This is a genomic window from Paenibacillus sp. FSL H7-0942 (genome assembly GCF_045040715.1).
Classification (GTDB): Bacteria; Bacillota; Bacilli; order Paenibacillales; family Paenibacillaceae; genus Paenibacillus; species Paenibacillus amylolyticus.
In genome coordinates this window covers 6,400,933-6,415,987 of sequence record NZ_CP150279.1, presented here as the reverse complement: position 1 = coordinate 6,415,987, position 15,055 = coordinate 6,400,933, and the positions used below count along the sequence as shown (strand labels likewise).

The window sequence follows — 15,055 nt, the reverse complement described above, 5'->3', positions numbered from 1 at the left end:
TAGTGGATTAACGTGAGGTCTTGGGTAACTTTTGCTCCAGTGCAAACAGGTCTTCTTCCATTGAGGCCATGCGTTGATTGACTGTTGTGCGTGCGTCACGGAGTGCCTGATTATATATGTAGGGAGCGAGCTGTGTCATGAACAGGTCGAGGACACCCCAAGCGGCCAAATCGCCGAGTTCTTCGCCACGTTCCTCTTCGAAATAAGACTGGATGGTGCGAATGGCTTCATCCTGCTGTTCTTTGGTCAGTTTAAGCGAGTTCGATGGAATGGGAAACCCTCCCTTTAATTTGTTTTTACTATCATGCTACATGATTCGAGCCAACCCGTCAAAATGGTTTAGGGCCTATTTATGCACGGCTTATCCTGACTTTGGTGCCGTTCTTTATTGAACTCCTCCCCCGTTAAAGGTATATTTAAATGAAACGCGTACGAAACTTTCCAAGAAAATAGATTTTTTCAGGAAATGACTTCGTTATTAAGGAATTATAGCCGGAATTGCTGCAATTCCCTAAGGCTCCAATCCATTCATGAAAGGTTTGATACCTGTGGACAATCGTACAACCCCACCTAACTTTATCAAAAATATTATTACCGAAGATCTCCGGTCTGGGAAAGTCCAGGAAGTTATTACCCGTTTTCCTCCGGAACCGAACGGTTATCTGCATATCGGCCATGCCAAGGCGATCTGGATTAACTTTACGCTGGGCGGCGAATTTGGCGGCAAAACGAATCTGCGCTTTGATGACACAAACCCGGTCAAGGAAGATGTAGAGTACGTTCAATCGATTCAGGAAGACGTGAAATGGCTCGGATACGAGTGGAACGAGAAACGTTTTGCCTCCGATTATTTTGATGAGATGTACAACCGTGCTGTCTTGTTGATTAAAAAAGGAAAAGCCTACATCGACGACCAAAGCGCCGACGAAATCCGTGAAATGCGCGGAACGCTGACGGAGCCTGGTAAGAACAGCCCGTACCGTGATCGTTCGGTGGAAGAGAATCTCGACCTGTTCACACGTATGCGTGCAGGTGAATTCAAGAACGGGGAGAAAGTGCTGCGTGCCAAGATCGATATGTCTGCACCTAATATCAATCTGCGCGATCCTGTTATTTACCGGATCTCACATGCACACCATCATAACACGGGCGACAAATGGTGTATCTATCCAATGTACGCCTTTGCTCACCCGCTTGAAGATGCAATTGAAGGTATAACGCATTCCCTCTGCTCCTTGGAGTTCGAGGATCAGCGCCCGTTCTATGACTGGGTTATTGCCGAGTGTGAGATGGAGAACCAACCACGTCAATACGAATTTGGTCGCCTGAACCTGTCCCAGATGGTGACAAGCAAGCGGAAGCTGAAACTGCTCGTAGACGAAGGCCATGTGGATGGATGGGATGATCCGCGCATGCCAACGATTTCGGGTCTGCGCCGCCGGGGTTATACACCGGAAGCTATTCGTGATTTTGTATATGAGACAGGCATTTCCAAAAACTATGGAGTTATCGATCTGCAAACGCTGGAGCACTTTGTACGTGAAGACTTGAAACTGAAAGCTCCACGCACGATGGCTGTTCTGCACCCACTCAAAGTGGTCATCACCAACTATCCTGAAGGACAAGTGGAATGGCTTGAAGCAGAGAACAATGTGGAGAACCCAGAGATGGGTAATCGCCAAATTCCGTTCTCCCGTGAGATTTATATCGAACAAGACGATTTCATGGAAAATCCGCCGAACAAATATTTCCGTTTGTTCCCTGGCAACGAAGTTCGTCTGAAACATGCATACTTCATTAAATGTAACGATGTGATCAAAGATGCAGCAGGCAATGTGACCGAGATTCATTGTACCTATGATGTAGAGACGAAGAGCGGCAGTGGCTTCACTGGCCGTAAAGTCAAAGGAACAATCCACTGGGTAGAAGCGACTCAAGCGGTACCTGCTGAATTCCGTCTGTATGAGCCGTTGATCCTGGATGAAGCACCAGAAGCAGAGGTCGAAGTGACAGTAGCTGGGGCTGAAACTGAGGTTGTGGAAGAGCAACCGGAGAAAACGTTCCTGGATCAATTGAACCCGAACTCCCTTGAGATTGTTAATGGGTATGTGGAACAAGAGATGAAAGAAGCGAATGCTCAGGATAAATTCCAATTCTTCCGTCACGGTTACTTTAGTGTAGATCCGAAACATTCCGAGCCAGGACGTCCGGTATTTAACCGGGTCGTATCCCTGAAAAGCTCGTTCCAACTGCCGAAGGCGTAATGTGAACATAGGTAGGACGATAGGTTAGCAGTAAACTTAAATCTATGAACGTAAAAGGCGTCTCCAGGGCAATAAGCCAATGGAGACGCCTTTTTCTTGTGCGCCTGCAATTGATTAAAGAAGGTTGTACTAATACAAGTCCTGGTTCTGCGTGGATACACAAAAAATAATTATTAATACAACGGGATACTTAAATGAACATTTTTCCAACTTTCGACGTTTAAGTTAATGTGAACAATAATTTCAAGGAGGAATCAAGATGAAGCGATTTGTTTCTTTATTGTTGATGTTAACTTTAGCTGTCTGTGTAGGCTCTGTTGCCTCTGCTGCTTTGGACCAATCCCTAATGGATCTACCTTTTAAGGAACGTGCGGCGAATGTGTACAATTCATCACTAAAAAAAGTTGAACTAAGTGTCATAAAGGATGGAAAGGCAACAAAAACAACTTATAAATCCATTTATATCCCAGTGAAAGATGTTTTTAAACGATCTGGAGCAACGTTTAAATGGGATGGAAAGAAAAAAATCACCACGATTAAAAATGAAGGACAAGAACTGATTCTTAATTTCTCTGGCAAAGAAATCACAGCGGGTAACAATCAAGTTGTGCTCCCTCAAGAGTGGGTACAATTGAAAAACGGGGTCTCGAGTATGGATGCATTTGTCTTAGCATATATTTTTGAACTCTCGACTGATGACTCCGATCAAGAAAGAGTAGACTGGAAAGAGAAACTGAATTTCTTGGATATCAAAGGTACAACCGGTTTTCCAGGATTAGATAAGTATATGCATGTGTTTGTTCAGTTTAATGATTAGTTAAAATCTATAGAGAAACTAGCATCATATTCATATTATGATAGAACGAACTACAGCTCCGCTTTATCCCCGGATTTTACCCTTGAAGAAAGGGAATCAAGAAAATCAGGGGATAACAGCGATCGAAAGATTGTTCTGTCCTCGTAGTGCTCCAGTGGAAATCTTTCAACTTTTTCAAACAAAAGATTATCTGTCCTCATCCATATTACCCATCTCCGTCAATACAACCGGCTGATAGCCGTTACGTCGATTCGATAACCACATGATGCTGAATCCAACAGCGCCGATGAGCGAGAAGAATACGCCAATGCTATACATGATTTCTGCACCGAAGCTCTGGAACAACCAGCCGCCGAACAGACCGGCAATGACGCCGGAGAGACCGCCCCAGGCCATCGTGTAGACAGCTTGACCGGAAGAACGATAAGGTCTTGGGATAAACAGCATGGTCAGTTGCGTACCTACATAGAAGTACCCACCAAACGTAATGGAGTGCATCAACTGAATGAATACAATCTCCAGCGGGTTGTTAGCCAGTGCCATGAGCTGCCAGCGAAGTGCAAACAGCACACTGATCAGGATAAGGGATGCCAGGAGCATGCTCATTTTGCGTTTGAGCAAGCGATCTAGCAGCAGGAATACGCCGACTTCGAGAATGGATGAGGTGAAGATGGCCCAGCCGACCATCTGTTTGTCGCCACCCATTTCTACAATATATAGTGACATAAACGTACTGTTCATCGCATTAGGCACCGATACGAGTACACCCAGGCCGATAAATGCCATAAAATACGGATTGAACATGACTTTGCCAAACCGCCGAAAAGTAACCACAGGTGTATCCGAAGCGATCGGCTGTCTGGGCAGAAATACGGATAATATAAAGGCGGTGGCAATCATGCACGCAAATATAATGGATACACTGCCGATGCCAAAACGGTCAATGAGCGGTCCGGCAGCGACAGCAGTCAGCGCCCAACCGAGTGAACCCCAGAGCCGGAATGACCCAAATTTTTGGGTTGTCCCATCGATATATCCGAGAATCAGACTGTTCGTTTGGGCGAATAATGGACTTTGAAAAAAATAAAAGAAAATCATAGCTACATAGATCCATGTATAAGTGGGCGCATAGAATACACCCTGGGCGAGCACAAATGTGCCTCCCATCATAATCATCAGAATGATGCGAATGTTGCGAGATTTATCGCTCCAGAAACCCCAGAACGGGTTGGCAAACAAGGATACAAAGGGTCCAATCGCCATCAGACTGCCAATCTCCAGTTTGGTCATACCAATCTCTTGCAGATACAACTGCAGGAATCCGGCAAAGATCGAGATGGCTCCATATATGAAAAAGTTATATAGTTTCAGAGAAACCAATGAGGGATTGCCTCTTGAAGGTGCAGGTCTGTCCAATTAAGCCATTCCTTTCAAATGCATATTGTTCAATGTATCATTTGTTGAAAGGGGATTCAATGCATAGCGAACGTTTTGAAATTGATGTAGTCAAACACATATCGTTACCAGGAGGGAGGATAACAACATGAACACGCGTGAATGGACAGGCATCATATTGGCAGGAGGATTATCCAGTCGCATGGGGACCAACAAGGCCATGCTGGAACTGAATGGTTCCGTTGTACTGCAACATGTCACAAAGGCCATGAGACCCGCCGTATCCCGTATCATCGTGGCTGCCGGACCCAATGTGACAACCTACGGTACAATGGGCTACGAATGCGTTCAGGATCACTATCCGGGGAAGGGGCCACTCGCCGGTCTTCACGCGGCGCTGGAAGCTTCCGATACAGACTGGAATCTGGTATGCGCCTGCGATATGCCGCTCCTGCAAACGTCTTTCTTTGATGGGATAAAAAAGCTGGCCGAATCGCATGACTCTTATTCTGCTATCGTTCCACGCGTGGATGGACATGTCCACCCTCTTGCAGGGGCTTACCACATACGAGTGCTCCCTGATCTGGAGCAGCGTCTGATACAGGATCATCTTCGAGTTATGCGATGGCTTGAAGAGATCGGGTGCTGTTATGTCGAAGCGGAAGAGCTTGAGAGAGCTGGTGTCCATCAAGTAGCGATGCAAATGAGTAATATGAACACGCCGGAAGAGTACAAACGTATCCGTAATCAAGATTCTGGACTCGATTCCGATCTGTAGGATACAGGATCACCTGATGCATCTGCATGATGATTGCGATATTGAAGCGGGCTTTGGCCTGTCCAACGTTTGAATTGTCTGCTGAAATGGGACAGATGGGTGTAACCGAGCTTCCACGCAATTTCCCCGAGCGACAGCTCTGGCTGTTCGATCAGCACTTTGGCCTCCTGCAACTTCAAGCTGGACAGGTAAGCCCTGGGGGAACGCCCGTACACCTTGCGAAAGACCTGCAAACCATATCCCGGGCTGATGCCAAACGAGGATATAATCTGCTCTACTTTGACCGTGGTTACACTGCTTTCCTTGGTTCGAAGCTGGGCATGGAATGCCTGCTTGATCGCCTCCGCTATAGCTCCCGCATAATGCATGGCTGTTGGCGCTGGTGCATGTGAAGCAGCAACGGAAGTGGTGGACTCCGGTTCATTGTCAGCAGCTTGGGACAACAGGGCGAACAGTTCAAACATGCGTGCCTGCATGATCATTTTATCAGTGGACGTGTAGGCTTCAGATACGTTAATCATGTCCATCCAACTCTCCAGCACAACGCGAATCTTCTTATTATCTGCCGTACCTGCTGCGTAGATTCGGCTGTGCTGTGACATCAGCTTCAGGGTGAAGACGGGATCATCCACATTAAAGTGAGCGCTAAAATAAGTCATGCCTTCCGTGGATACACATTGATTTGTATGTTTGAACCCGGGAGGAATGAGAAGAATGGAACCTTCCTCCACGGTATAGGTATACCCGTGAATCACACTCTCCTGCGTACCTTCGATGATCAACATAATCTCAAAGCCCGGATGTGATTCCTCCGGCATCGCCCATCCATAGGGTACTTGTTGGCTGTGCGCACCATAGAATTTGATGTTACTGTCGATAATAGGCAGCCAGTGGGCCAGCGTATGGTGAGGCATTTCTCGGAGCTGTGATCGGATATCCATCATATTCACCTCGGAAAAGGGTAAAAACAACTTGCCTTATACAATCGGCACCCGTAGTATACTTCATTATAATCAGTTTAACGTGAGGATGGTTAATCCATTTAACATATCAGCGTTTGAAGTGGTTGCTGAACAATCCAAGTTCTTCAACCGACATTAATGTAAACGCTACCATTACGGATTGGAATATGTCAACTCTTGCACACGTCAAGATCATTATATTTTCCACCTAAAAAGGAGATTAAATCATGGACAAATTATTATATGGCGTAGCTTACTATGATGAATATATGCCCTACGAAAGATTGGACAAGGACATTCAGATGATGAAGGATGCAGGGATCAACGTGGTCCGTATTGCAGAATCAACCTGGAGTACCCATGAACCACAGAATGGCGTATTTGACTTCTCTTCCGTAGACCGTGTGCTCAATGCCATGCATGAGGCAGGGATTCAGGTTATCGTTGGCACACCAACGTATGCTGTTCCTACATGGATGGTCAAGGAACATCCGGACGTGCTGGCTACCACCTCACAGGGACCTGGCAAATACGGCGCAAGACAGATCATGGATATTACACACCCAACCTATCTATTCTATGCTGAACGGATCATCCGCAAGCTGATCTCTCGGGTAAGCACACATCCAGCGGTCATAGGTTATCAGACAGATAACGAGACGAAGCATTACAATACGGCCGGAGATAATGTACAACTGCAATTCGTCAAATACATGCGGAACAAGTTCAGTTCTCTGGATGAACTCAACAAGGAATTTGGCCTCGACTACTGGAGCAATCGAATCAATAGCTGGGAAGACTTCCCGTCTGTTGTAGGAACGATCAACGGTAGTCTTGGCGCTGAATTTGCCAAGTTCCAGCGGCAGCTGGTAACCAACTTTTTGGCTTGGCAAGTGGGGATCGTGAATGAATACAAACAGGAAGGACAGTTTGTTACCCAGAATTTTGACTTTGATTGGCGTGGATATTCCTACGGCATTCAAGGGGATGTGGACCATTTTGCCGCATCGAAACCTTTTGACATCACCAGTGTGGACATCTACCATCCTTCCCAGGATGATCTGACGGGCATTGAAATTTCATTCGGCGGGGATGTGGCACGTTCAACCAAACAATCGAACTATCTGGTGCTGGAGACCGAAGCGCAGGCGTTCTGGCATTGGGTTCCCTATCCGGGGCAGCTGCGCTTGCAGGCATTCAGTCATCTGGCATCAGGAGCGAACATGGTCGCCTACTGGCACTGGCATTCGTTGCACAATTCGTTTGAGACGTATTGGAAAGGATTGCTCAGTCATGATTTCGAACCGAATCCGGTGTACAACGAAGCAAAGACCATTGGCAGGGATTTTGCCCGTCTCAGTCCAAAGCTCGTGAATCTGAAGAAAACGAATCGGGTAGCCGTGCTGTTCAGTAATGAGGCACTGACATCCATCAAGTGGTTTGGTTTTAACTTCACCAGTGATAAGAACTACAATGATGTGGTGCGCTGGATGTACGATGAATTGTACAAGATGAACATTGGCTGTGACCTCATCGACCCATCGGTTGAGAGTTATGCGGAGTATGACGTACTCGTTGTACCTGCTCTGTATGCTGCTTCGGATGCACTGTTGGAAAAATTAAATCAATTCGTACAGGATGGCGGACATATCGTCTATTCGTTCAAAAGCGGATTTGCAAATGAGCATATCAAGGTACGTTCTACCCGCCAGCCCGGGCTAATTAGTGAGGCATGCGGGATCAGCTATAACCTTTTTGTAGAGCCAAAACATGTTTCGCTGCGCGATGATCCATTCAAGGTTGGTGAGGAGCAGAACCAGGTTCACACCTGGATGGAACTGATTACGCCGACAACGGCTGAAGTACTCGCTTGGTATGATCATCCACATTGGGGTGAATATGCGGCAATTACCCAGAATGCCTATGGAAAAGGGAAAGCAACCTATGTCGGCTGTTTCACCAGTTCTGCGGTGATCCGTAAGGTGTTGGAACGTGTCATGAAGGAAGCGGGCGTATGGGGAGCTGATCAGGAGCTGGCTTTTCCTATCATTGTGAAGACAGGTGTGAACGATCAGGGGAACACGATTCGCTACTATTTCAATTATGCAGATGAGGCAACATCCTTCGTGAATGCTTATGGGGAAGGGACGGAACTTTTGGCAGGAACCCCGATTGCTGCGGGAGAGAAGATCGAGTTGGAGCCTTGGGGCATACGGATTGTCGAACAATAATAGGAAATAATAAATATAGGTATATAAGTTGAATTCAACATGTACACGTTAACGGAGAGGGCAGAAGAAACCTGAGGAAGCGGAGCTAAAAGCTTTCTGAAAGAAAGCTGCATCGGAAGCATATACCTCGCCTTTATCAACGGATTTTCCCCTTAGAAAAGGGAATCAAAAAAATCCGGGGATAACAGCGATCAGAAGGTTGTTCTGACCTCGTAGTGATCTCGTGTAACCATTCATTCTATTGTATAACGTGATATTTTAACATTTCCAAACGAATATAAAGACCAAAGCGCCCTCAGCTTCCATGCTGGGGCGTTTGTCTATTTTAGCTCAGGAGTGGATGCGCTGTGTTTACCGAATGTTATCGGAAGCTGATAGATCCTTTCAAACGTAGCATTCGCAATAAATTGATTCTTACCATGACGCTGCTGGCCGTTCTGCCCGTCATTGCCATGACCGCTATGGCTGCTGAGAATACCCGCTCTTCCATGGAAGAGGAGATTATGGAGACCAACCGAGCCAATATGAACTGGGCCTCCATCTATCTGGGTGAACAGTTCGCGCGCATGAACAACATTATCTATTCGATTCAGATCAGTGACGAATTGCATCAATATCTGGCGTTGAACGAGGAAGCGCCGGCGGCCAGTCGATTCGATGAACAGAAGGCCATGTTCAATATGCTGAACAGTGTATACTATTCTGCTGGCAATTATGTATTTGGCGTTGAACTGTACCTGAAGGAATTGGACACCTTGTTCACCTTCAACTCGATGGATTCTCGCATCAAAGCGGTATCGGAAATACCGGAAGGATATCATGAGCTTTTTGCACAACATAAAGATTTTACGATTATCAATGATCCGGACGATCCGCAAAAGTTTCACATGACCCGTAGTATGAACCGCTTCGAGGATCAGGCACAGATCGGGGCCATCAGTCTGGAGGTCAAGTGGGCTGAGTTCAACCAGACCCTGGAGCTGCTGGATAGCCGGGGAGACTATGCGGTATACATTGCTGATAGCGCGGGTAGTCCGGTCTATCAACCAAACCAAGAGATTCAGCCGTCTGCGGAAGCAATGGAGAAATTGGCAAGCACGAAAGAAAGTTCGGGCTTCATACGGACAGCCAAAGAATATGTATTCTTTCACTCCATCGAGCCGTCAGGATTGCGTGTGATCAAGATTGTACCTGCCCATGTCGTTAACGAAAGTGCTTTGGACACGATGAAATACGGACTGGTTGTGGGTGGCCTGGCAACCGTCATATCTGTGGGACTGGCTGCGCTCGTGGCCTGGCGTACATCAAAGCCCATTGTCAGACTGGCAAATTCCATGAAGGGTATTCAGCTGATCAAGGACAGGGAAGTGGTACGAAGCGGCCGGGTAGATGAGATTGGTCTGCTGGAGAAAAATCTGCACGGCATGGCTAGTCGTATTCGGGAACATATTCGCGACAACTACCTAATGAATCTTGAGAAGCAGACGGCCGAGCTCAAAGCACTGCAATCCCAGATCCATCCGCATTTCCTGCAAAATACGTTGCAGATGATTGGCGGCATGGTCTACTCGCAAAAACCGGCAGACAGTTACAAAGTCATTCGAGCCTTAAGCGAGATGTTTCGTTATATTGTGCGCGCGCCGGATGGACTTGTCCCTCTACAGTCTGAACTCGATCAGTTGGAGCATTATATGCTGATTCAGAAGCAACGTTTTGCCGGCAGGCTTGAATATACCCTGGAGATTACCGGGGAACTTCGGGCATGTTATATTCCCAAGTTGTCTTTGCAACCCATTGTGGAGAACGCATTTTTACATGCATTGGAGAAGAAACCGGGCGAGTGGAAGCTGGGCATTGAAGTCGTCTGTGAACCTACAGATGTAACCATTCGAATTCGTGATAACGGCGTGGGTATGGATGCTGAGAAACTAACGGAGATGCAATCCAGACTGGAGCGGCTTACCTTGCAGGCAGATCGGGTGTGGAGTTCAGGTACAAGTATTGGACTGGTCAATGCTGCCTCACGAATTATAATGCATTTTGGACCTGAATATGGGATGAGCATGGAAAGTGAATACGGACAGGGGACGAGCGTTACGGTACGAATCCCCTGCAATACAGGAGGCGAAGCCTTGTGAACAAAGAACTGTACAGAGTGCTGCTAGTGGACGATGAACCGTGGAACCGGGATATTTTGCGCAACCTGGGAGATTGGAATGAACTCGGCATGACCGTTGCAGGTGAGGCAGAGGATGGTGAGCAGGCCATTCAACTGGTCAAGCAGCATCAGCCTCACATTATCATTACGGACATGCGCATGCCCGGCACAGACGGTGTGGAGCTGTTGCAGACGCTTAGCGGACAATACCCACAGATCAAGGTGATCGTGGTGAGCGGATTTGATGACTTCAATTATGCAAAACATGCGATCCGGCATCGGGCTGCAGATTATCTGCTCAAACCGGTGAATCCGGATGAACTGAATGGTGTACTTGCTAAATGTGCAAAGGAGTTGGAAAAGGTTGAATCAGCACCTGAATCGTGGGAATCGTACCCATCTTCGTTCGCAGGTGAGTTCTCCCTGTTTCAGCAACAGGCCCGCCTGCGGTTTAATGACCTGAACGTTCAGAGTCTGCGGGAGTGGTTCCAGCAATTACAGCAGAAGCTGGAACGATGCGAGATTAACAGACCTCGGCAGCTTGGAAGGGTGGCTCATGAATTACAGGCTTTGCTGGACGAACTGTGCGTCTCCAATGGCTTGTACGAGCGGCCCGAAGCAACGGCGCTACCTCCTGCGGCTGCGCTGGCTTCCATCGAATCCACGATCACATGGATTTCGACTCCGTACTATCAGGCTTTGGAGCAGCTGATTGCGCAGCGTAAGTTCAAGAATAAGCTGAACCTGGACGAGGTGAAACAATACATTGAGCAACACTGTATGGAGATGATTACGCTGGAGCAGCTCGCCCAGATCTTTTTTGTTAGCAAGGAATATCTCAGCAAGGTATTCAAGAAAGAGTATGAGGTGAATGTGACCGACTATGTTGTCCAATTACGTATGACGAGAGCGAAAGAATGGGTGATGGATGAACAGATTCCGTTCAAGCATATTGCCGAGATGGCGGGTTATGAGGATGTGTCCTACTTCTATCGAGTGTTTAAGAAGCATTTCGGAATATCTCCAGGGGAGATGCGGAAGGGACAGGCTCGTATATCAGGTAAATCAGGCAGTAGTACGGAATGAGACGTTTGAGAGAGCATTTGCGGCAGGATTAAGGTTTAAAATAATCCAATACACAAGTCTAATTTTGTCCAATGAAGCGCTTTCATTTTCTGATATATAATGAGCCTATGAAAGACAAACCAGTTACACACCGGGAGGTCATAAGAGATGAAAGTATGGAAAAGCGTAGCAAGTGCGGTACTGGTCAGTGTTCTGCTCGCAGGTTGCGGTTCCAATGCAGGAACGGACAATGGGCAGGAGGAATCGGCATCAGGCAGCACGGTATCACTCAAAGTATTCGTTGCACAACCTCGGCTGAAAGAACACTACGACAAATATATAGAACAGTTCAAAGCTAAGGAGAAAGCAGAGAAAAACATTGAAGTGAACGTGCAACTGGAGATGCCGCCTGCGGATAATGCACCTCAGATTCTGAAGACACGACTCGCCTCCAATGATGCACCGGATGTGTTCGCCTTGCATGCGGTCAATGAGATTCCACCGTTCAGCAAAGCTGGATATCTGGAAGACCTGTCGGGCCAACCTTTTGTCGATAAGCTGCTGGATTCGGTTAAACCCTCCATAACGGATGCGGAGGGCAAAGTCGTAGCCGTTCCATTGGAAACAGTATCATGGGGCTATCTGTACAATAAAGATATTTTTGAAGAGCAAGGGCTGGAAGTGCCAACGACGTTAACAGAAATGAAAGCGGTCGTGGAGAAACTCAAAGCAGCCAACATTACACCGTTTGAACTGTCCTACAAAGAAGCCTGGATTCCGCAATTATTCCTGCCACTTACTGTGGGTGCATTAACTCAATCTGAGCACAAAGATTTCGTGGAGAAGATGAATCAGGATCAGGGCTCCTTCTCCGATATGAAAGCATTGTTTGATATCTTTGATCTCGTCAATGCCAATGGAACGGACAAAGCGCTGGAAGTGGGCGGAGATGATGGTTCAGCAGCCTTCGCATCAGGAAGCGCCGCGATGTGGATTCAGGGACCATGGTTTGCCGAAACCATTCTGAAGTCCAACCCGGACTTGAACTTTGGTGTAGCACCAATGCCGATCAATGACAACCCGAATGATACCAAAATCAATCTGAGCACCTCCACTTCACTGGCAGTATCGTCATCTAGCAAAAACAAAGAAGTGGCACTCGATTTCGTGAACTACATTCTCGATGACAAGGATTCAAGTGCATTCTTCGAAGCGCTCAAATTCAATCCGATTGCCAAGATCCATGACTTTAAGAGCTTCCCGTGGGTAGACGATGCCCAGAAATATGTGAGTGAAGGTAAAGCTTATGAGGACCCATCCCTCCCTCAAGCGGTGAAAGACGAGTCAGGCAAAGCGTTGCAAGGCTACTACTCTGGGCAATTAAATCAACAGCAGGTTATCGATGCGCTCGACAAGGCGTGGAAATCCTACAACAAAGTCAACAAGTAAGGAGTTGCGAGGAATGGAGTATCCGCTTTTGTTGGCAAATCTCAACGGTCTGAGAGTTTTGTCAACAAATGAGCGGTACTTTGTTTCGTCACAGTCTCCAAGCAGATGATACGGCAGGCAGAACGTTCTTTGTTCCCTCGTTTACAATCATCCGCTTCGAGTGAAAAGGGGGAGAACCAATGGCTACGAATGTGTTCAAGAAGTATCTGTCACTGCTCGCGTTCACTGCGCCTGCCTTTGTCATCTATGCGATTTTCCTGCTGTATCCCACGTTTAGTGGCATGTTCTATAGTCTGACGGATTGGAACGGACTTAATCAGGATTACAGCTTTATCGGTCTGGGCAATTTTGTGGAATTGTTCAAAGAAGATCCTGACTTTCTGAACTCTCTGTGGTTCACGATGAAATATGTAATATTTATGCTGATTCTGCAAAATGGAATTGCCTTGCTGCTCGCTGTGTTGATTGAGTCACGAACGCGCAGCAAAGGGCTTTTCCGGACGCTGTTCTTCATGCCTAACATGATCAGTACAATCATCAGTGCTTTCATGTGGACCTTCATCTTCTCTCAGGTGCTGCCACAGCTCGCAGAGAAACTGGCTTTTTCGTTCCTCGACCAGCAATGGCTGGGTGATCCGAAGTTTTCATTTTACTCCATTCTGATCGTATCGCTCTGGAACGGTGTAGGGTATATGATGATCATCTATCTGGCTGCTCTCCAGGGTGTGCCGAAAAGTCTCAAAGAAGCGGCTGTTATTGATGGGGCCAACGCATTCCAGGTACTGCGCAATGTGGTGTTGCCAATGATTACTCATGCCGTGACCATCTGTTTCTTCCTGACGCTGAACGGAGCATTCAAAGTGTTCGAAGTGGTGTATGGACTGACTGGTGGCGGACCGGGTCGGGCCACGCAGGTGATCACGATGAACATCTATGAAGAAGCATTCTCCAACAACTTCAGATACGGCTATGCGAGTGCCAAATCGGTTGTGCTGTTCATCATCGTACTCATCTTTACACTCATCCAGATCACCGTCATGAAGAAGAAAGAGGTGGAGGCATGAGGATGCAACGACTGAACAGTTATCTGATTCGACTGCTGCTGATTCTGGGTTCTCTCGTCGCCATGCTGCCGATCTACATGGCGGTTGTGAACTCTTTCAAAACACAGGGTGAGATGTTCCAATCTTTTCTCGCGCTGCCAACAACGTTGCACTGGGAGAATTATTCGGACGCGTTTAACAAAATCAATCTGTTGGGCAGTTCCATGAACTCGGCAATTGTATCCTTTCTGGGGATTGGGGGAATCGTCTTCTGTGCCTCACTTGCGGGATACAAGCTGTCACGTACCTCCGGACGTTTGAGCAACCTGATCTTCTTCCTGTTTGTTGCATCCATGCTGGTACCGTTCCACTCGATCATGATTCCGCTGACACGGGTAGCCAAAGGCATGGGGGTGCAAGGAAGCACGTACGGATTGGCCCTGATCTATATCGGACTTGGCGTGAACATGGCAATATTCCTCTATCACGGGTTTGTGAAGTCCATTCCGCGTGAATTGGAAGAATCAGCTCAGATGGACGGATGTAATGAGTTCCAGACATTCTTCCAGATTATCTTCCCACTCTTGCTGCCGATCACAGTCACCATCGCGATTCTGGACTTCCTGTGGATCTGGAATGACTTCTTGTTGCCACTGCTCATGCTGACCGATGTGAATCGTTATACGCTGATACTGTCCACGAACATGCTGTTTGGTGAATATAACAAGGAATGGCCGTTGATTCTGTCCTCCCTGGTACTGACTGCGATTCCGGTTATCCTGATCTATGCGTTCTTCCAGAAGTTCATCATGGAGGGTATTGCGGAGGGTGCGGTAAAAGGGTAAAACATTCGAGGCAATCTCGCAGCGAAGCTGGTATCTGCTCGTTTTTGG

General features: G+C 47.2%; 12 protein-coding genes. 9 read left to right on the top strand and 3 right to left on the bottom strand.

All coding sequences use genetic code 11. The features are described 5' to 3' along the window. Positions 1-7 precede the first annotated feature (7 nt). A complete protein-coding gene (locus MHI48_RS28130) occupies positions 8-250 on the bottom strand; it encodes a DUF2164 domain-containing protein (RefSeq protein ID WP_244988428.1) in 243 nt (80 codons plus the stop codon). 280 nt (positions 251-530) lie between these two features. Here MHI48_RS28130 and MHI48_RS28125 point away from each other — a divergent pair, with 280 nt between their 5' ends. Together MHI48_RS28125 and MHI48_RS28120 are read left to right on the top strand one after the other, a co-directional pair. Continuing rightward, entirely contained in the window at positions 531-2,264 is a 1,734-nt protein-coding gene (locus tag MHI48_RS28125; RefSeq protein WP_405142395.1) for a glutamine--tRNA ligase/YqeY domain fusion protein, read from the top strand. Between the two features lie 259 nt (positions 2,265-2,523). After that, positions 2,524-3,081 (top strand): stalk domain-containing protein, encoded by a 558-nt coding sequence (locus MHI48_RS28120; protein WP_036612690.1) that lies wholly within the window; start codon positions 2,524-2,526, stop codon positions 3,079-3,081. Between the two features lie 186 nt (positions 3,082-3,267). Here the strand turns inward: MHI48_RS28120 and MHI48_RS28115 are convergent, their stop codons facing one another. Then, positions 3,268-4,461, bottom strand: coding sequence for an MFS transporter (locus MHI48_RS28115; protein ID WP_405142392.1), 1,194 nt, complete (start codon positions 4,459-4,461; stop codon positions 3,268-3,270). Between the two features lie 163 nt (positions 4,462-4,624). Between MHI48_RS28115 and MHI48_RS28110 the strand changes: the two genes are divergently transcribed. Continuing rightward, positions 4,625-5,254, top strand: a complete 630-nt coding sequence (locus MHI48_RS28110; RefSeq protein WP_405142390.1) for a molybdenum cofactor guanylyltransferase — start codon at positions 4,625-4,627, stop codon at positions 5,252-5,254. Here the strand turns inward: MHI48_RS28110 and MHI48_RS28105 are convergent. Further along, positions 5,224-6,198, bottom strand: a complete 975-nt coding sequence (locus MHI48_RS28105) for a helix-turn-helix domain-containing protein (protein ID WP_405142388.1) — start codon at positions 6,196-6,198, stop codon at positions 5,224-5,226. The genes MHI48_RS28110 and MHI48_RS28105 overlap by 31 nt on opposite strands. A gap of 245 nt (positions 6,199-6,443) precedes the next feature. On the opposite strand from MHI48_RS28105, the gene MHI48_RS28100 reads away from it, so the two are divergent. The 6 genes from MHI48_RS28100 to MHI48_RS28075 all read left to right on the top strand — a co-directional run bounded on the left by MHI48_RS28100 (position 6,444) and on the right by MHI48_RS28075 (position 15,007). Beyond that, a complete protein-coding gene (locus MHI48_RS28100) occupies positions 6,444-8,447 on the top strand; it encodes a beta-galactosidase (protein WP_405142386.1) in 2,004 nt (667 codons plus the stop codon). A 347-nt stretch (positions 8,448-8,794) separates the two neighbouring features. Continuing rightward, on the top strand, positions 8,795-10,585 hold the full coding sequence (locus tag MHI48_RS28095; protein ID WP_405142384.1) for a sensor histidine kinase: 1,791 nt from the start codon (positions 8,795-8,797) through the stop codon (positions 10,583-10,585). Further along, complete coding sequence (locus MHI48_RS28090) at positions 10,582-11,691, top strand: response regulator (RefSeq protein ID WP_405142382.1); 1,110 nt, start codon at positions 10,582-10,584, stop codon at positions 11,689-11,691. The genes MHI48_RS28095 and MHI48_RS28090 overlap by 4 nt, the downstream gene beginning before the upstream one ends. A 147-nt stretch (positions 11,692-11,838) precedes the next feature. Further along, on the top strand, positions 11,839-13,119 hold the full coding sequence (locus MHI48_RS28085) for an ABC transporter substrate-binding protein (RefSeq protein ID WP_405142380.1): 1,281 nt from the start codon (positions 11,839-11,841) through the stop codon (positions 13,117-13,119). Between the two features lie 179 nt (positions 13,120-13,298). After that, entirely contained in the window at positions 13,299-14,183 is an 885-nt protein-coding gene (locus MHI48_RS28080; RefSeq protein ID WP_047840741.1) for a carbohydrate ABC transporter permease, read from the top strand. Beyond that, complete coding sequence (locus tag MHI48_RS28075; RefSeq protein ID WP_047840740.1) at positions 14,180-15,007, top strand: carbohydrate ABC transporter permease; 828 nt, start codon at positions 14,180-14,182, stop codon at positions 15,005-15,007. The genes MHI48_RS28080 and MHI48_RS28075 overlap by 4 nt, the downstream gene beginning before the upstream one ends. Positions 15,008-15,055 lie beyond the last annotated feature (48 nt).

What these genes read in the sequence shown, in the direction of transcription:
- MHI48_RS28100 (WP_405142386.1), top strand. Translation starts at nt 6,444, where the DNA reads ATGGACAAATTATTATATGGCGTAGCTTACTATGATGAATATATGCCC.
- MHI48_RS28075 (WP_047840740.1), top strand. Translation starts at nt 14,180, where the DNA reads ATGAGGATGCAACGACTGAACAGTTATCTGATTCGACTGCTGCTGATT.
- MHI48_RS28120 (WP_036612690.1), top strand. Translation starts at nt 2,524, where the DNA reads ATGAAGCGATTTGTTTCTTTATTGTTGATGTTAACTTTAGCTGTCTGT.
- MHI48_RS28110 (WP_405142390.1), top strand. Translation starts at nt 4,625, where the DNA reads ATGAACACGCGTGAATGGACAGGCATCATATTGGCAGGAGGATTATCC.
- MHI48_RS28080 (WP_047840741.1), top strand. Translation starts at nt 13,299, where the DNA reads ATGGCTACGAATGTGTTCAAGAAGTATCTGTCACTGCTCGCGTTCACT.
- MHI48_RS28085 (WP_405142380.1), top strand. Translation starts at nt 11,839, where the DNA reads ATGAAAGTATGGAAAAGCGTAGCAAGTGCGGTACTGGTCAGTGTTCTG.
- MHI48_RS28125 (WP_405142395.1), top strand. Translation starts at nt 531, where the DNA reads ATGAAAGGTTTGATACCTGTGGACAATCGTACAACCCCACCTAACTTT.
- MHI48_RS28105 (WP_405142388.1), bottom strand. Translation starts at nt 6,198, where the DNA reads ATGATGGATATCCGATCACAGCTCCGAGAAATGCCTCACCATACGCTG.